12 protein-coding genes and 1 CRISPR repeat array are annotated in these 17,727 nt (G+C 62.1%); all 12 genes read right to left on the minus strand.

Annotation, left to right across the window (positions count from 1 at the left end; translation table 11 throughout):
- Positions 1-21: 21 nt before the first annotated feature.
- Positions 22-1,356, minus strand: a complete 1,335-nt coding sequence (locus tag BLV04_RS10065; protein ID WP_093030907.1) for a tetratricopeptide repeat protein — start codon at positions 1,354-1,356, stop codon at positions 22-24.
- Positions 1,357-1,649: 293 nt separating this feature from the next.
- Positions 1,650-5,272: direct repeats of the CRISPR family, unit length 36 nt; unit sequence GTGCTCAACGCCTTTCGGCATCACGGATGAATGGAC.
- A gap of 239 nt (positions 5,273-5,511) precedes the next feature.
- The gene (cas2, locus tag BLV04_RS10070; RefSeq protein ID WP_093031313.1) at positions 5,512-5,820 is read right to left on the minus strand and encodes a CRISPR-associated endonuclease Cas2; all 309 of its coding nucleotides are present in this window, start codon (positions 5,818-5,820) and stop codon (positions 5,512-5,514) included.
- On the minus strand, positions 5,820-7,469 hold the full coding sequence (locus BLV04_RS10075; RefSeq protein ID WP_093030910.1) for a type I-MYXAN CRISPR-associated endonuclease Cas4/Cas1: 1,650 nt from the start codon (positions 7,467-7,469) through the stop codon (positions 5,820-5,822). The genes cas2 and BLV04_RS10075 overlap by 1 nt, the downstream gene beginning before the upstream one ends.
- An 80-nt stretch (positions 7,470-7,549) precedes the next feature.
- Entirely contained in the window at positions 7,550-8,236 is a 687-nt protein-coding gene (gene cas5 / locus BLV04_RS10080) for a type I-MYXAN CRISPR-associated protein Cas5/Cmx5/DevS (RefSeq protein ID WP_093030913.1), read from the minus strand.
- Positions 8,237-8,243: 7 nt separating this feature from the next.
- Positions 8,244-9,176 carry a type I-B CRISPR-associated protein Cas7/Cst2/DevR gene (locus BLV04_RS10085; RefSeq protein WP_093030916.1) on the minus strand — a complete coding sequence of 311 codons (933 nt, stop codon included), beginning with the start codon at positions 9,174-9,176 and terminating at the stop codon, positions 8,244-8,246.
- A 19-nt stretch (positions 9,177-9,195) separates the two neighbouring features.
- Positions 9,196-10,878: a type I-MYXAN CRISPR-associated protein Cmx8 gene (gene cmx8, locus BLV04_RS10090; RefSeq protein ID WP_093030919.1), complete on the minus strand. Its 1,683-nt coding sequence runs from the start codon at positions 10,876-10,878 to the stop codon at positions 9,196-9,198.
- Complete coding sequence (locus tag BLV04_RS10095) at positions 10,875-13,199, minus strand: CRISPR-associated helicase/endonuclease Cas3 (protein WP_093030922.1); 2,325 nt, start codon at positions 13,197-13,199, stop codon at positions 10,875-10,877. The genes cmx8 and BLV04_RS10095 overlap by 4 nt, the downstream gene beginning before the upstream one ends.
- A gap of 6 nt (positions 13,200-13,205) precedes the next feature.
- Positions 13,206-13,823, minus strand: a complete 618-nt coding sequence (gene cas6, locus BLV04_RS10100; protein WP_093030925.1) for a type I-MYXAN CRISPR-associated protein Cas6/Cmx6 — start codon at positions 13,821-13,823, stop codon at positions 13,206-13,208.
- A 769-nt stretch (positions 13,824-14,592) separates the two neighbouring features.
- Complete coding sequence (locus BLV04_RS10105) at positions 14,593-15,567, minus strand: helix-turn-helix transcriptional regulator (protein ID WP_093030928.1); 975 nt, start codon at positions 15,565-15,567, stop codon at positions 14,593-14,595.
- Between the two features lie 157 nt (positions 15,568-15,724).
- Positions 15,725-16,477 carry an RES family NAD+ phosphorylase gene (locus BLV04_RS10110; protein ID WP_093030931.1) on the minus strand — a complete coding sequence of 251 codons (753 nt, stop codon included), beginning with the start codon at positions 16,475-16,477 and terminating at the stop codon, positions 15,725-15,727.
- A gap of 8 nt (positions 16,478-16,485) precedes the next feature.
- Positions 16,486-16,842, minus strand: a complete 357-nt coding sequence (locus tag BLV04_RS10115) for an MbcA/ParS/Xre antitoxin family protein (RefSeq protein WP_093031316.1) — start codon at positions 16,840-16,842, stop codon at positions 16,486-16,488.
- Between the two features lie 248 nt (positions 16,843-17,090).
- Entirely contained in the window at positions 17,091-17,240 is a 150-nt protein-coding gene (locus BLV04_RS24900) for a hypothetical protein (protein WP_175534576.1), read from the minus strand.
- Positions 17,241-17,727: the final 487 nt, after the last annotated feature.

Here is a 17,727-nt window from a genome sequence, read left to right on the forward strand (position 1 = left end):
CGGCGTTTTGTATTGAAGGGTTCAAGCAACCTGCCGTACGCGCGGTTCGGCCGCTCTCGCCAGGAGGGCATGCGCACTGGCGCTGTCCGGCTTGAGATCGGTCCGCTCGGCAATCAGCGCCCGCGCCAAGGCGAGCTGCCCATCCCGCAGCGCGGCCTCGATCAAGGTCAGATCGATCAGATCCCGTTGGGCATGGCTGCCGCCGAACCGATTGGCCCGATCACGGACCGGACGCAGGAGACGCACCGTCTCGGCATAGTCGCCCTCGCCGAAGGCATGGATCGCGCGAGTGACCGGGGACCCGACCTCGCGGACGAAGAAGCGGTTGTCGCCCGAGCCGTCCGTCGCGTGCGCTTGTGCCGCGAAGACACGCTCGGCGGCCTCTCGCCGCTGCGCACCCGTGAAGGCCATCATGGCGTGGGCGTCGTTGAAGGCGTAGTTGCCCACGTCCGCGATCGGCTCCCAGCCATCCGCCACGGCCTGCCAACGCTCGCCGAGCGGGATGCCACGAAGCTTCAGGCGCCACAGGAGCGCGGAGGCGTCGATCATGTCGAGCACGACCCGGGAGCGCGGTCCGTAGATGGGTCCGTCGAACAGCCGCAGGACCTCGTCGACCTCGCCCAGCTCCAGGTGATAGAGCGCCAGGTGCCACCAGAGGTGAACCGCGAAGAAGTTGTCGACGGACCAGGCGTCCGAGTCGCTGCGCAGCCAGTCGATGCCCTCGACCGTGCGGCCCTGCATCTCCATGACATGGGCAACGGCGTGCCAGGCCCAGGCGTCGTGTCGCTCCAGCTCGACCGCACGCCGCCCCGCGGCCTCCGCACGCGCGTAGAGCCCGGTCTCCTCCAGCCCGAAGGCGTGCATCCCGACAATGACGTGATAGCCGGGCATCTCCGCGGACCATGCAGGCAGCGCGCGGGCGATGCGGTCGCGGAGCAACCGGGTCGAGCCCGTGTAGAAGTCCACCAGATGACCGACCTGCAGCGCGAGGATGTCGTGCGGGTGCTCGATAGCGATGTCCTCCAAGATCCTCGAGGCGACATGCCACTCGCTGTCCGAGAGGTGCTTCACGACGCTCAGATGGGCACGCTCGCGCGCCGTGCTCGGGAGGGTTTCGGCGGTCTCCAGATCCGCGCGGGCCACGGTAAATCCGTCCGGCTCGGTCCCCAGCAGATGCAGATAGGCATGAAGAACCCGGGCCATGACGAATTCCGGACTCCGGCTCACCGCCTGCTCCGTGGTCGCCACCGGGTCGCCCCGATAGCATTGAAACTCATGAAGCGCCTGTTGATAGAGATCGGCTGCGGTCGCATCGGCGCCGCTCATGGGAAGGCCGATGGCATCGTTTCGGGTCATCGCGATTCCTCCTCGCTTTGGTTTATCTGTCGTTTGATCCACCGGGATGCTGCGGTGTTGAAGATAGCCTAGGTCCCGTCCGTCATTCGGCCGTGAAACCTGCGTGAAAATTGGGGTAAAAATGCGGACCACCGGTGGCGCAACGTCGGTGCATCCGCCGGGCTGTGCGCTTTGCTGGAGTTCTATCACGGAGAAACGCCGGTAGAACGCGCAATGACAAAAGATAAAAACGTCTTTCGACATCATGAATGAATACCCTTCTTTACGCCCCAGAACACGGCGAGAATTCCCATTTGCTCAACGCCTTTCGGCATCACGGATGAATGGACTTCGCTCGAGGCGCGTCCGACGACATTCTGTTTCGAGTGCTCAACGCCTTTCGGCATCACGGATGAATGGACCACATCCGCGGGGACCGCGCCGAGGTTGTCCTGGATGTGCTCAACGCCTTTCGGCATCACGGATGAATGGACCAGCACGTTGGCCCCACGCACCTCGCACGTCTGGTGGTGCTCAACGCCTTTCGGCATCACGGATGAATGGACGTCGGCGGAGCGGAAAGCTAACGGCCACTCGAACAGTGCTCAACGCCTTTCGGCATCACGGATGAATGGACACCTGGACAGGGATACGCCGCGAGTGCTCGACGTGGTGCTCAACGCCTTTCGGCATCACGGATGAATGGACGATCGCTTGACCCTCCTCGGGCTGTCTGATTGGGTGTGCTCAACGCCTTTCGGCATCACGGATGAATGGACCTGCGCAACTGGAGGCCCGGTAAGCCGCATAAGCCGAGTGCTCAACGCCTTTCGGCATCACGGATGAATGGACCCGCGATCACGGCCGCGCGCGACGCGGCCATCGACGCGTGCTCAACGCCTTTCGGCATCACGGATGAATGGACCCCGACCTCGCCCAGTGGGACATTACCCGCGTCGAGTGCTCAACGCCTTTCGGCATCACTGATGAATGGACCGGACTGGATCGGCTTGGGCAGTGAGGAGGGGTTTGCGCTCAACGCCTTTCGGCATCACGGATGAATGGACCTGAACCGGAACGCGGCGAGTGTGCTCGACATGGTGCTCAACGCCTTTCGGCATCACGGATGAATGGACCGCGGGTGCAACGTGTGACCAAACAAAGGCCGCCGGTGCTCAACGCCTTTCGGCATCACGGATGAATGGACACAGCACGCCGTCTCCGCCGGGCGCGCCCTTTCGCAGTGCTCAACGCCTTTCGGCATCACGGATGAATGGACCGTCGTACAGCGAATTGATCGCAGCGTCTGCAGACTGTGCTCAACGCCTTTCGGCATCACGGATGAATGGACCATCGGCCCGGACGGACGCCCGAACAACTCCGTCGTGTGCTCAACGCCTTTCGGCATCACGGATGAATGGACCCGGGACCGAGCGCCTGCGCGTGACCGCGACCGGGTGCTCAACGCCTTTCGGCATCACGGATGAATGGACTAGGCGGCCTGGCAAGCGGCGATCTCGGCGAGGATCTGTGCTCAACGCCTTTCGGCATCACGGATGAATGGACGATCGAGTCGGCCGGGCTTGGTAAAGTCGTCGACATGTGCTCAACGCCTTTCGGCATCACGGATGAATGGACACCCATGATTACGAGGTTTTGGCAACATGCCAGCTACGTGCTCAACGCCTTTCGGCATCACGGATGAATGGACCAGCCACGGAAAAAGCGACCGTCATCCCGATCTTGTGCTCAACGCCTTTCGGCATCACGGATGAATGGACATGCGCGAAGCCGGGACGATCGTCCGTGACGACGTGTGCTCAACGCCTTTCGGCATCACGGATGAATGGACGCGCACCGAGCATGACTGTCAGTGCTGCAGGCAGTTGTGCTCAACGCCTTTCGGCATCACGGATGAATGGACTCAACACATGCCGAAACCCGTTCGATCTTCTCGAAGTGCTCAACGCCTTTCGGCATCACGGATGAATGGACTCCCGAAGTTCGCGAGATCCCGCCGCACATGCTCTAGGTGCTCAACGCCTTTCGGCATCACGGATGAATGGACCCGAGAGCGATCCGTCGGAGTTGAAGCGAGGCGCAGAGTGCTCAACGCCTTTCGGCATCACGGATGAATGGACCGCCCTCCGACAACCCGACACCGACCCGGCAGATCTCGTGCTCAACGCCTTTCGGCATCACGGATGAATGGACCAGCGGAGACTGGGCGGGCGGGGAAATCTATCAGCAGTGCTCAACGCCTTTCGGCATCACGGATGAATGGACGATCCGATTGGCGTAGGGGCGCAGGTACGCCTCGAGTGCTCAACGCCTTTCGGCATCACGGATGAATGGACACCTGACCAACGCAGCGCCTGGGATCTCGGCGCCATGTGCTCAACGCCTTTCGGCATCACGGATGAATGGACGCTCAATCCAAAGCGGCTCGCCGTCCTGGTCGAGCAGTGCTCAACGCCTTTCGGCATCACGGATGAATGGACACGGTTTTTTTCTCATCTTTCGCATTTCTTCGTTTGTGCTCAACGCCTTTCGGCATCACGGATGAATGGACCCGGCCTGATCGGTCGCGTGCTTTCTCGGGGGCGCAAGGTGCTCAACGCCTTTCGGCATCACGGATGAATGGACCGGCAGCACGTGCGATGTTGCGCCCCGTCCCGGTGTGCTCAACGCCTTTCGGCATCACGGATGAATGGACCCATGCCGACCAAAAAACAATCGGCTTTCGCAACGAGTGCTCAACGCCTTTCGGCATCACGGATGAATGGACATTCAAACGACAATGGGAAAAGAACCTCAAAATTGCGGTGCTCAACGCCTTTCGGCATCACGGATGAATGGACTTTTCTACTGCCGTGCACAGCCACCGCTGACATTACTGTGCTCAACGCCTTTCGGCATCACGGATGAATGGACAGACAAAGGCGATGACCGGCCCACGCCTTGACCGGTGCTCAACGCCTTTCGGCATCACGGATGAATGGACAGGGGGGAAGCGCTTTTTTCATGATCCGCGCCGAGAAGTGCTCAACGCCTTTCGGCATCACGGATGAATGGACAACACGACGACAAATAACAATAACACAATTGCATTGTGCTCAACGCCTTTCGGCATCACGGATGAATGGACGCAATGCCGGATCGCGCTGCAGCGCGCCACATCACAGTGCTCAACGCCTTTCGGCATCACGGATGAATGGACGCTGGCGGTCGGCATCCGTGGCCATCTCATCCATCAGTGCTCAACGCCTTTCGGCATCACGGATGAATGGACCGCCGTCGAAGACTTCGCCGACGCTTACGGGGTCGCGTGCTCAACGCCTTTCGGCATCACGGATGAATGGACGAGGTACACGCTGATGACCGACGTGATCAAGATCGAGTGCTCAACGCCTTTCGGCATCACGGATGAATGGACGCGGGATCTCACCTGTTAGGTGTTAGCGCAACCCCGGTGCTCAACGCCTTTCGGCATCACGGATGAATGGACTCGAGCGAGACGAGGCCGTTGCGCACCAGGCCGACGTGCTCAACGCCTTTCGGCATCACGGATGAATGGACTCCGCCGCGCGCTTGATCGACCTCATCGCCGTCGAGTGCTCAACGCCTTTCGGCATCACGGATGAATGGACTCGCTTTCTTTGCGAGTGAAGCTCCGGACGTGATTTGTGCTCAACGCCTTTCGGCATCACGGATGAATGGACGACCGACGACGAGAGCGTCGGCCGCAGCCTCGAAGCGTGCTCAACGCCTTTCGGCATCACGGATGAATGGACCTTCTGATTCATGGTGGGGTGTGCAAGAGAACAAATAGTGCTCAACGCCTTTCGGCATCACGGATGAATGGACGACTTGTTGGATTTTAACCCCATCAAGTAATTGAGTGCTCAACGCCTTTCGGCATCACGGATGAATGGACCGCGCGGAAATAATACCTTGTTTTAAAAGAGCAATTCGATACGACCCGCAAGTATGGATGACCCTCAGGCCATTGGCATCCATGTGTGGTGAGCGCTCCAAGGAAATTGGACCCGAGATTCCGGAGGTTAGGCGATACAGGCATCGATTGCAGCTGGAAGGGTCGAATGCGCCTTTAAAAACAGCACGGTTGCGGGACATTCCGAGATTCGGCGTCCGCCCACAGATCGATCCATGTCGTCACAGAACTTGGAAGCGTGCGGGCGTTTGAGTCCAACCGGAGTCTTTGCCTTTCTCCTGGATTCGACCGGCGCAGCGGACGCAGAGGTGAACGAACATGAGGTCGTCCTCGGCGTCGAGGATGGTCTCCAGCTCCCATCGCAATGCCTCCATTTCGGTCATGGACAAGCGGCAGCGAAACAGAGAGTACTGGATCCGCTCGCCCGTACCCTTGAGCGTCTTGTAGGCTCGGCGCCAACGCGCCGGATCGCGAATATCGTAGCTGACGAGGTACCAGCGCTTTTCAGCGTGCTCGTGATCGTGAGCCATCAGCGAACCCGCATGCGGCCGAATAGACCGGGCGCGCCACTCCATTCCTTTTCGAGCAGCCGCACTTCCAGCTCGATGGCGCGGGCGTAGCTGAGCGAGTAGTCGAGCACCGGGTGTCGCCACCGCTCCTGTTTGCGCTCCTCGTAGATGCCGATGGCAAGCTTGCGGCCCTCGGGCGAAAGCCATACGCGCGGTGCCGTTACTTGAAAGTGCTCGGCCGTCCACTGCCGCCGATTGACGGAGGCGACCAGCGGCATATCCCATAAGGTGGTTCGGAATAGTTCCATCAGGTCGAGGGCCAACGGGTAGGCCGCACTGCGTGGCGTGTGGAAGAACCCGAGGGCAGGGTCGAGTCCAACGCAGAGAACGGCGGTCATGACGTCGCGATAGAGCAGGCTGTAGCCGAAGCTGAGGGCGGCGTTGAAGGGATCGCGGGGCGGTCGACGATTCCGCCCGGAGAAGGCCATCAGGGTTTGGTCCGGTGCCAGCAGATGTCGCAGGCCCGCGAAGTAGTGACGGCCGGCCATGCCTTCGTGGCCACGCAGGGCGTCAGGCCCGGTATCGCGCTCCATCCCGCGCAGCTCGGCCCGGATGCCCGCCAGCGCCTCGGACATCTCGTCGAGCTTGCCGCGGCTGCGAGCACTGCGGACCAGAAAGCCCAACTGGTTCTCGACCTTCGACTTGGCCAGACGGTGGGTCAAGGATTCGCATCGTGTGGTGTCGCTCAGACCTCGATATTGGCGAAGACGACGCTGGACTCCGCCCGCCGGGACCAAACCGCCGACATAGGATCCGCCACCACTCAACCAGTGAAGTGCAATGTCGCGCGAAGCCGCGTAATGGATGAGCTGTGTACTGATCTGCACGGCGCCGTGCATCACGAGGGCAGCCACATCATGAGCAGGATAGGCGGTCGGATCGCCCTCGCGCGGCGTGATCAGAATCTGCTCGCCCTTCTTACCGAGGCGCGTGCCGGCCTCTGCAACATGCAGGATCAGGCGCTCGTCGTCGGCCGGGAACAGCCTCTGCGGCTTGCTCCGCTCGATCGGAATGGTCTCGGCAATGGTTTCGTCGGCCGCGAGAAAGCGCTCCTCTTCGGGCAGACACACCGGGGCGAGCGAGCATCGGGCGCATAGGTTCTCGTTCTCGGCCACCGGCGGACGATCGATGCGCTCGGCCAATCCCCGTGCCCGGTCGACGGAGCGACGCAGGTCCTCAAGCGCTGCCTCATCGATGGGAACACGTACCGTCTTGTTGTTCGCGTGATAGCGAATGCGCCCCTCCGGCACGGGCCGCCCGAGGTGCTCGCCGAGCAGGGCCGCGTAGGCGATGACCTGGAGCCGGTCCGATTCCCATGCCGCGTCGCCGCGAGAGCGACCACGCTTGTGCTCGAACGGGCAAATGGCCCCGTCGCGATAGCGCACGTAGTCCATCTTGCCCATCAAACCCCAACGCTCGCTCTCCAGCGTGACGCTACTCCAGTCCCCCTCCTCGCCGATATTCTCGTGCAGCGTGCGTCCGGCATAGACACGGTGGTCGGCGACGCGGATCTCTTCGACCTCCTCCAAGTAGAACAAACGCTCGCAGTAGGCCATGGCGTGGAGGGCCATGACGCGGACCGGGCGGTACAAGTCAGTGTCCGTAGGCATCCCAATCGACCTCCATTGACTAAACAAGCCGAACAAACCCAGGCGTGCTTTCTCGAGCGCTCCGATCCGCTGAGATCAACTCAATCGTATGCCAGTGCGGTCCACGCCGTATCCGGAACAGCGGCCGTCTCGGCGGCACCCATCCTGTAAAGCCGGCTGATGGTTCTGGACATGTCGGCACGGTCGATGGTGACTGTCAGACGCATGGGCTCCTCGTCCGGTTCCAGGACCTCGTCCTCTCTCAACGGCACCAGCCAGCGAGCGGCACGCGGAGACTCCAAGATGTCGATGCGATCCGGCAGGAAGTTGTTGTCGCCCAAAAACGGGAGTCCGTAGACTCGCGGCCCCTGGCCCGCCAGACCCCGCCGGACTTGGTCAGCCAGATTCTCATTGCCGCGTACGCCGATGCAGGCCCGCAGATTCGAGAGGAAGGCGCGTCGTGCCGGGGCGATGTTGTACTTCGACCCTTTGCAGGCGGGTGCGTGGTCCGCTCCCGTATTGCCCACCGGATAATTGTGGAGCTGTTGGTAGAGGCTGTGCCGTTCGGGCACCACGATCGCGCCGAGTGCGATCTCGACGTTCGGCAGATCCTTCGCGATCAGCGTCGTCGGGGATCGGTCATCCTCTAGCCTCATCTCGATGCCGGCCACGTTGAGCAACAGCCCATAGGCCGCGGAGGGTGTTATGAACGGCGCGGTGGGACGGAAGCTCCCCGCCGTGAAGTGGCGAAAGGCCGCGAAGGGCGCTTGAACATAGAGCCAAAGCATGGCGTCCTCACTGTGCCGTCGCGTGAAAGCCGGCGCGGTCCGCTACGGTCATCAACAGACGCTGGGGATTGCGATCGAGTGTCACGCCTTTGTCGGACAGGTCCGCGGCGGTCGCCTCGTCCATCTCCTTGACCAATTGGCCTCCCAAGAAGAATTCTGCACCCGGGTAATCCCGGTGACGGATGCCTTCGACGATCTCGGGCAGTTGATGCCGGCCCTCCGAGATCCGGAACCCGTAGGTGTCGTACCCGGCGACCAGTTGCTGAGTCAACCGCACGACGATCGAGGCCGGTGCCATTTCGAAGTAACTGCGGGCGTGATTCCCGGCGACGTCGTTGAGCTCGCCGATCGCCCTGAGCAGGACACGGGTCCAGTCTCCCTTGCCGCGGCAGTCCTCGAGGTTGAGAGCGAAGGGGTATTGAAATGCGGTATAGGCAGTCTCGCGATGGAGCAATTGGCTGCTGTCGGCGTTCTTCCAAGGGCTGTCGACCTGGGCGGGCGATTGCGTGAACACGGAATCGTGCCGATAGGGTTCCAGTGAAACGGCCATGTTCATCCGCAAGATCGAGTCTCTCCTGAACTGAAAGCGGGCCGGATCGCGACCGGCCTTCGCCAACTCCTCCAGGATCCGCTTGCGGTCTTTGCCCCCGGCAGCCACCAGCCAGCCCATGAAGAAATCGTCGGCATAGCGATCGTGATCCGGGTAGTCGGCGAATTTGACGGACAACTGGTCTTCGTCGCCGAGACGCTCCCGATTACTCGGCAAGCCGAGGTGGCGCAGGCTCTCGCGGATGGCGTTCCGGATGGCTTCTGGGCTGATGATTGCGTGCTCGAAGCGATCCTTCGTGATCTTCTGGATCACGGCGCGGTTCTCGGCGGACTCTCCACGGTAATTCGCGCTGGGGGCGGTATAGGTCAGAACGGTGGCAAATAGGTTCATCTCTGCGACTCCTTGTTGGTCAGTTGGCGGGGGCTTGTGCGCTATCGGTCTGCTCGTCCTTTGCACGGGGCGTCCAGGAGTGCGCCGACAGCGCCAGCATGGCCAGATTCTTGGCCTTCTCCGGGTTGTGCATCAGCAGGTTTCCGATCAACAGAAAATCGTCTTCGGACAGATAGTGACCGACGGAGCAGAGGGTACCCGTGAAATACTCGGCGATATCCTGATCGCGGCGGCCACGAAGGGCCAAGAAGGCGCCGGTCGCGACCTTCGGCTTGACGTCCCGGTACTTCTGTTTGTCGGCCTCGGACAGATCGCTGAATTTTTTGTCACCGATCGAGGCTCTATCACGGGTGCGAAGATCGACATAGTTGCGGATCAGCTTGTAGATCAAACGCTGCAGGGCCTCGTCATCGCCTGTGGGTTGCATGAGTTTCTCCGTGTGCTCGAGGTCTTGGATGATTTGCTCAAAGCGCTTATGCACGTCGCTCCCGAAGAAGCGCGTGCGCGGCGAGTCCGGGCGCTGGATGAAGAACCCAATCGGGTATCGGTCGAAGAGATCTTGCGCGCCCTCGAACCAGGGCTCGCCTCGGACCAAATTTCCGATGAGTAGGCGCTTGAACAAAGGATGCGCGCGACGGTCGCGGGCGTTGACATAGGCGCGCAACAACCCCTGGTCGACGCGCATGCGCTCGGCGATATGCTGGCGGACGTTGTTGCCCTGCTTTTCCTGGTGGTAAAGCTCGACACCGTGGACGCCATAGAGCATATCGGCACGTTCGAGCTTGTCGCGAGTCAGGTGGTATAGGAACTCCAAACCACCTTCCGCGGGGAGGTCCACCAACGCCTGTGTCGGGCGATAACCGCTGGCCTCGGGTTCCAAACGACGCCAATAACGCTCCATGTCTTCGCGGATCTCGACCAGATCTGCAACCTCGGGGATCACGACGAGGAAGCCGCGATACTCCCAGTTGCCGGTACGCGCATCGACGGACCTGGGAACGAAGATCGGGGCCGCCCATTGCCAGAAATGCAGCAGCAAGTTGTGCTCGATACGGCCGAGAAAGCTCACCCGCTCGGCATTTTTGTCCTGGGCGCCGATGAAGAGCGAACCGGCAATGGATTCGGTAACCAAGGCCCCTTTGGCACGCTGCTTCTGTGCCTTCTTCAATGACAGCCAGAGTTTGCCGACGAAGCTGACGGGCTTCTCATCGGCGCGGTTCTTGTATTCCCCTCGAGTCGTGGGCTGTGCGCGCAGGATCCCCCAAAGCATGTTCTGCCACAGCCTAAGCCACGGATCATCAGGGCCTTTCGAGAGCCAGAACGCGAGCACGCGGCCACCCGGGCGCTCGTCCTCGTAGACGTAACGCTTTTCCTGCAGGACCTTTCCCCCGCGCTTCACCTCGACGAAGGTCTCTCCCAAAGGCGGCTTGTTCGCGTATTTGCTGCGGGACAGGATCTGCTCTCGTTTGGCGGCGTAAAGATCGTCGAACAGCAGCTGCAGGCTAGCGCGGCTGAAGCGAACGGATGTCCCGAACCGGTCGAGCCGCTCCACGCTCGGAGCGCCTGCGATCCCGCGTTGCTCCAGGCTCCGCAGATGGAGGAGCAGCCCGGCCAATCCGGCTTTATGCTGTGCGGTCGGTAGATCCAACAGGTCGTAGTCGAGCACCAGGGAGTCGGCCTTCGTGGCGAGTTCGGCGGTCATGCATCGGCTCCTTGCGGTTGATTCAACGGGTGCTTGCAAAATCCGAAACGCTCGCAGTAGTGACTTGCCGGCGCCACATGCAGATGACGTGGAAGACGAGGGTCGCTTCGACCCAGCTTGCGAGGTACAGGAACCACGAGACCCTCACATCCCGGCGCCCATCGCGGGAGGTCCTGATCGAGGATGGCGGCGACCGTATAGTCGTCGCCGTCGCGCAAGTCCTGCTCGCCGCCCCGAGCCCACGGCCCGTCGTCGAGGAATGCAGTCAGTCGCTCCGGCTCCTTCTGCGCAAGCCGGCTGTAATGCTCAAGGCGCTCTTCCAGGTCGGTCTGGCTCACCGTCTCGGCTGACATCAGGTCGGCAATGAACGCCTCCGTCCCGGACAGCTCCTGCTCGCTGTAGGGACTCAGTGACTCGGGGCGATACAGGTAGACGTCGCCGAGTGGGCGGCCGGGGGCTTCATGCCGATTGCAGCGGCCCATGCGTTGAATCAGAGCGGGAATCGATGCGTACTCGCTGATCAGCACGTCCGCGTCCAGGTCCAGACTCATTTCGCAGACCTGCGTGGTGACGGCGAGCAGGGCGCCTTCCGCTCCGGCGAAGCGATCGATGACCTCCCGATGGCGCCGATTGCGATCTTCCAGCTTGAAACGGCTGTGGTAGCAGAGCGGGCACCAGCGGGACAGACGCTCGGCGATGGATTGACAGCGATCGACCGTATTCACCACCCAGAGCACGCGCAGGTCCCGCTTCAGCGCGTGCTCGGCGATTTGTTGCGCCTCGGCATGATCGGCAATCGTACGCACCCGGTAGCGCGATGCTCGCGCGCGCTCCTTGAGGTCGCGGAAGGCGGCGAGATCATGCGGATAGACGGCAAATCCGCGCCGTTGCAGTTGCTCGCGGCGTCCTGCCGGTAGGCTGGCAGTCATGCACAGGACCGGCACGTCGAAGGCGTCCATGAATCGTGTCAGCGTCGAGAACAGACCGGAATCGAAACTGTGTACCTCATCGACAACGATGATGCTGTCGGCCAGCACCGGCAGCAGGCAGGTGCTGCGATAGACCTGCTGCATAAACCCGAGGAATTGGTCCACCGTGGCACTGAAGAGTCGCTTCTGCCAGACGCCGACGGCAAAGAGGCGCGCATCGGTCTCGTAGCAGCGCTCACCGCGCGGGTCGTCGGGGTTGGCGAACATATCCTTGAGCTCATAGGCGGCCGTGGCGCTCAACAGGGTTGCGTCCGTCTCAGGCGCATGGGAGACGTAATCCTTGAAACCCTCGGTCGCCGTGGCACGCGTCGGATAAAGAAACAGAACGCGGCTCGCCGGCTGTGCGTCCAGCCGCGAACCGATCCAACGCCAGGCGGCGAGAGTCTTGCCGAGACCGCAGGGGGCGATCAGAAGTGCACGGGCCGGGAGCAGGGCCGCTCCGTCCTGGAAGTCGTGATACCGGAAGACGTATCCGGGCTCCTTAATTCGTCTGCGCGCCTCGATCTCGGCAATACGCTTGCCGAGCACATGCTCTTCGATGTCGGCACCCGTCAGTGCCGGTGCGCCCTCGAAGGTTGCCGAGATCCAGATCTTGATGTCCCGATGTTCGCGGGCCAAACCCGAGCCGGCTGCATCGGCCACGACCAGTGCGGCCTTGAGTGCCGGCAGCAGGTTGTCGGGCTGAAACCGTTGCATCGGACGAAACAGCTGCTCCACCTGGCGTTTCGCCTGATTCAGAGCCTGACCCCGTGAGCCATCCATAGTCCATAGGATGGGCACCTCGGGCGGCGGCGGCAGATCGAGATAGCGCGCAACGCCATCCAGAAATCCGTGCAGGGCCTCGGGCTCCTGAATCACCAGGATGTTCCGGTCATTGCCGGAATACGGCTCAGCGAACGCCGGATATCCGGCGCGGCTCGGCGGTTGTTTGCTGGCCTTGAGGTGATGACAGGCGATGGCGCTGATGACCAGCTCGGGCATCAGCAGTACATTGGCCGCAAGCCATGCCCGCAGCGTCGGCAACGCCAGGATTAAGGCACTCAGATGCTCGTGGCGCAGCAGTTGATGATCGCCGCCGCGTGTCATTGCCAGCTGGAATCCGTCGTTTGCCTTGCCGATGTCGTGCAACAGAGCACAGGCGGCAAGATTGAGGCGGAACATCCTCCAACGCTCGGTATCCAGGCGAAAGAAGCGCAACCAGGCCACGGCAACCCGGGTTGGTGTATCGCCATCGCCGAATATCGTGGTGGCCGCTCGCAGGACGTCCCAAGAGTGCTCTTCGAGCCCTTTAGGATCCGAATCGTCGGGGCGCTTCCGTTTTGCGTAAAGCATCGTTGATCACCCTCGCCACGGGTTGAACACCCCGCACCCCATCTTGCGCCGCCCGCCGAGCCCCGCCTCCTGAAGGTCGATCGATTCTTGGGCGGTCAATTCCGTGACAAGCATGGAGTGGGCGACAACGATCTTGTCCCTGATCCGCAGCACACGGCGCTTGCCGCGCGTCGCCTTCCCGCGGATGCGGAGGCCGTCGAGCTGATGCCGGATCTCGGCATCGAAGCGATCCTCGTCCTGGCCATTTCGGGTGGTGACAGCATGGGCGTAGAGCGCAGCTGCGGGATGCAACAGGGTCGTTTGGGGGATGCCGATGCGCAGCTGATGTCCGTCGATGTCCAGGACCTTGCCGGCCAGCGGGAGGATTTGAGGTAGCGCCGCCGCAGGAAGGCGCAGGCGCAAACGGCTCTTGTCGCCGAGCTTCAGCAGGCTGTTGCCGACGAAGAGGCCGCGGATCGAATGGATGGCGACATCCCCGGCCTCGTGAAGCCAAGGGCCGGCGATCGGCTGGCGCGACAGCGCAGCGTAGAGGGCGTAACCGTGATCGACGGGGATGCTGTCGCCGCGAATGGCAAAGGCTGCTTCGATGATGTGCCTGTTAGGTTGCAGGACGCCTTGCGGCATCGGGGAATCCTCCGTGAGTAGTGGGCTTGGGCGGTGTTGTTATGGGTGGCCAGATGGCAACTTACTGTGTGTTGGGACGACCGCAGGAGGTCGAAGCGCCCTGCTGCGAGACCACAGGCGCGGTTGGTCATGCGGCCTGCACGCGCCAACAAGTGAGGTGGGATTGGAACTCTCGGGGGACATTGCAGACGTCCTGATCCATGTCGATGTCCTGATTTTTAACACGGACGGTGACTCAGAGATTGAGCCTGTGCCGAAATATTGGCCGTGTTCTCTACTAGCAGAGCGGGAGCCTTAAGAATCGCCTTGCGGCATCAAAGAAGAATCAACCGATTCAGTAGCGAAACACCGACTAAGAGGCTCCAGTGCTCAACGCTGCAGGCATCAAAGACTCCCTCGCGACAACATCGACGTTGCCCGCAGAACGACCGCGGAGACAATCGACGTTATGAACTGCCACAACCACGAGATGCTGGAATGCTTCATGGGCTGGACCGCCCTGGACACCTCAGCTTCTGTCCGCAACTCTTCCTCCGAGCAAAGGATTCGGGTCGTCGCCTGACCCAGCGAGCCCACGACCGTGTGGGAAAAACGCCGACGGCGAGATGTTACGCGGGACGTTACGATCGTTTCCGTAGACAAGGTGGGGATCCCCAAGGTTGTTGACTTTTACAAGCTTAGACCGCCCGCCAAAAAATTTCAAGTATGTGGAGGCTATTGGTTGGGGTTTTAACGATCCCCTCAAATCCGAAAAAACGCATTCGCCCGCTCAGGAAGGAGCTTGAGTGCCTGCATACAGCTTCGCTGCATCGACAAGGCGTTCCGCCACCATCGTCCGCAGCTCGGGCGGGGCAATCACCTCTACCTCCGGGCCGTACTTCAAGATGTCCATCAGCAGCTCGCGGGGATCCGAATAGGGGATCTGCAGCTCGTAGCGATCCTTAACCCATTGGCCGATCTGATCCGGATGCCATGCCTCGTCGGCCACCCAGCGGGAGGCATCGGGGGCGAAGCGCAGGACGGCCCAAGCGCTCGCACTGCCGGAGAAGATACCGAAGCTCGCACCGAGGAAGCGATCCAGTTCCTTCGGGTCGGTACCGCACGCCGGATCGGTCAGGCGCTTGGCGCGACGGATCCGATCCAGCGAGAAGATACGGAGCGCGGCCGCTTGGTCGCAGCGGGCGGCGAGGTACCAGTTGTCGCGATAGCGCAGCAGGCGCTGGGGATGGACCCTTCGGTCACTGAGACGGTCGCGCTCGCGGCCATGGTACTGAATGACGAGTTGGTGCCCTTCGAGCACAGCGCTTGCGACGGTGCCGAAACGTTCCGGGTGCGTCGTGCGGGTGGCGAAGGGCTGCAGCAGGATCCGCTCGTCGACAGTGGTCACACTGTGCCCGCTCTGGCCCAAGAGGCTTCGGATACGAGCCCGCAGCGGACCGACATAGGGAGCAAGCAGTCCCGGTTGCACCAGCTCGAACAGGCGCGCACTTGCCAACAAGGCATAAAGCTCGCTTTCGTTCAGCCAGAACCCGGGAAGCTCGAATTTCGGCGAGGTGGCCTGGTAGCGATATCCATTGGAGGGGCGGTCGTATTCGATCGGCGCGCCCATGAAATCCTTCATGTAACCGAGGTCCCGGACCACGGTCGCGCGCGACACTTCGAGGCTTTGTTGCATCTGCGCCAAGGAGCAGGGCTTTTCTTGAAGGAGCGCGTGCAGTTTGTAGATGCGTTCGGCACGGTTCATCGTACGGGGCCTTTGGTGTCTCTCATCGGCGGAATCTCGAGCAATCGACGCCAAGGCAAGGGACTGTACGATAGATGGGGCCGTCCGGGCGATGCGATTCAGGCCGAAGGCGTGCGTCTGCACACCAACGCCTGCGCCCGACGCGAAGGCACCGTCATCAACCCGCCGGGAGCGGCAGCGCGCCGCCGACCGTGAAGAGATCGACCGGAAAGACATGCAGCTCCGGCTCGTCCTCGGACACGAAGACGATGCGATCGGGACGGGTCTCGCACAGCCAGGCACGGACGCCGAGCGGGGCGCGGCTGGTCAATGCCTCCGGCCCGAGCAGCGCGACATTGATGCCGCGATCCGGGTCGCGGGCGGACACGAACTCGAAGGCACCGACACCGCTCTCGCGCAGTGCGCTCCCCAGACGTTGACAGGCACCGTAGTCGCTCGGGTGACGCAGTTGTGTTTCGTAGGCAGCACAGGGCGGCGCCTGCAGGCGGACACCGCGCTCGCTTCGCCAACGCGCACGGAATTGGGTGTGTTGAGTCAGCAGCCGGCCCGACGGCGGGGGAACCTCCATACCGGTCCAGAACAGGAAGCGATAATAGGCGACCTCGGCCAGCAGGGTCGGGAGCCCAAGCGCACCGTAGAGCAGACTCGGCTCAAAGCGCGTTCCGAAGCGTGAGCCATGACGGAGCGGTGGATAACGGAACGGGGTGGCGAGAAGATAGTGGAGCCGCTCGGTTCCGGGTCGCAGCGGAGGCTTTGAGCGCTCGATCAACTCCTCGAGCAGGGCCTGCTCGGCGAGATCGTCGACAAGCGACGTCGTCGCGATCTGTTGCTGGCTTTCGACCATGCGCAACAGATCGCCGCCGAGGGGACCGATGTGGATCGTCTCGCGGCACGTCGACCAGAGGTCCATCGTCCGACTCAGGCGTTGCCGCGCATCGCGTCCAGATATTCGACGACGCGCACAAGACCGGCGACCGAGCGCACCTGCTCCGCCGGAATGCCGCCGATGTCGCGATTTGCGGTGTGCATCCAGTGGCGCATGTCCTGCTGCCGGCCGCCGACCAAGGAATAGAGGCTGCGATAACAGCGGATCAACAGCAAAGCCAGCTCCCCGGCCTTGCTGTCGGGATCGAGACCCCGGGCGATGGAGCTGCGGTCGCGCCCGATGATGTCGCCGAGCGCCTCCTGCGACAACCCCAGCGTGCGGCCGGCGTTCAACAGGGCCTTCGTGAGAACAGCCCGCGGATCAGGGTTGGGTTTCGCAGCAAGCTCCATGGTATTTCGGCCGCAGATCGAATGTTGCATTTACAAGTTATAGGCCGCTGATCGCGTATTTGCAACAAGCGCTCGACCCGATATCCGTGCCCGACGGAACCATACCCGGACGGGGCAGATCGGAATATGAGCATGGCCGGCGAGTAGCCGGTCGCTGCATGGAAACGTCGCTTGAAGGTGCGCTCGGCCAGGCCGGATTCGGCCACCAGACGGGCCACCGGATTGTCCAGGCTGTAGTGCTCGGCGATTCAGGCTTGGCAGCGTGCAATGACCGCATCCTCGTGACGCCGAGGTCGCGCACCGGCGGCGTAGAGCATCTGGCCCTCGCTGCGATCGCCGAACAAGTAGAGCTTGGCCAGGCGCACCGCCTCGGCCTCGCCGCAAAACCGGGCGACCAAACTGACCGTCGAGCAGGCCGGCATCGGCCAGCAGGATGGAGCCGGTACAGACCGAGCAGAGGGTTGCGCCGGAGCGGTAGCGCTCGCGCAGCCAGCGCGACTCCTCCGGCCAGCGACCGCGCGGATCGCTGTCGGGGGCAAGCGCCAAATCGGTCACGACGATAATGTCGGTCTCGGCGACCGCATCGTCCGGCCAGTCCTCGGGCACTCGAGCGATGGCCGGACTGACCGCGACCAGGTTCAACAAGGGCGAGCTCCAGACCTCCCGAAGCAGGTCACGAGCGGGCGCAAGCCCGGCGTCTTCGTAGCACCGGTTGATCCGTGGCAGAAGACGGCTGTTCAACACATGGCCGCCCGACCGCCAAGCCCGGGGGTTGATCCAACGCCCCCAATCCCGGTATTCGGCAGGCGGTTGATGCCGCGTCGGTATGGCGTTGTATGCGAGCGTCGAGAAAATCTCGGGAGCGCTCTAATCCATACCGAACGC

The sequence above is a fragment of the Thiocapsa roseopersicina genome, assembly GCF_900106925.1.
Classification (GTDB): Bacteria; Pseudomonadota; Gammaproteobacteria; order Chromatiales; family Chromatiaceae; genus Thiocapsa; species Thiocapsa roseopersicina.

What these genes read in the sequence shown, in the direction of transcription:
- BLV04_RS10065 (WP_093030907.1), bottom strand. Translation starts at nt 1,356, where the DNA reads ATGACCCGAAACGATGCCATCGGCCTTCCCATGAGCGGCGCCGATGCG.
- cas2 (WP_093031313.1), bottom strand. Translation starts at nt 5,820, where the DNA reads ATGGCTCACGATCACGAGCACGCTGAAAAGCGCTGGTACCTCGTCAGC.
- BLV04_RS10075 (WP_093030910.1), bottom strand. Translation starts at nt 7,469, where the DNA reads ATGCCTACGGACACTGACTTGTACCGCCCGGTCCGCGTCATGGCCCTC.
- cas5 (WP_093030913.1), bottom strand. Translation starts at nt 8,236, where the DNA reads ATGCTTTGGCTCTATGTTCAAGCGCCCTTCGCGGCCTTTCGCCACTTC.
- BLV04_RS10085 (WP_093030916.1), bottom strand. Translation starts at nt 9,176, where the DNA reads ATGAACCTATTTGCCACCGTTCTGACCTATACCGCCCCCAGCGCGAAT.
- cmx8 (WP_093030919.1), bottom strand. Translation starts at nt 10,878, where the DNA reads ATGACCGCCGAACTCGCCACGAAGGCCGACTCCCTGGTGCTCGACTAC.
- BLV04_RS10095 (WP_093030922.1), bottom strand. Translation starts at nt 13,199, where the DNA reads ATGCTTTACGCAAAACGGAAGCGCCCCGACGATTCGGATCCTAAAGGG.
- cas6 (WP_093030925.1), bottom strand. Translation starts at nt 13,823, where the DNA reads ATGCCGCAAGGCGTCCTGCAACCTAACAGGCACATCATCGAAGCAGCC.
- BLV04_RS10105 (WP_093030928.1), bottom strand. Translation starts at nt 15,567, where the DNA reads ATGAACCGTGCCGAACGCATCTACAAACTGCACGCGCTCCTTCAAGAA.
- BLV04_RS10110 (WP_093030931.1), bottom strand. Translation starts at nt 16,477, where the DNA reads ATGGACCTCTGGTCGACGTGCCGCGAGACGATCCACATCGGTCCCCTC.
- BLV04_RS10115 (WP_093031316.1), bottom strand. Translation starts at nt 16,842, where the DNA reads ATGGAGCTTGCTGCGAAACCCAACCCTGATCCGCGGGCTGTTCTCACG.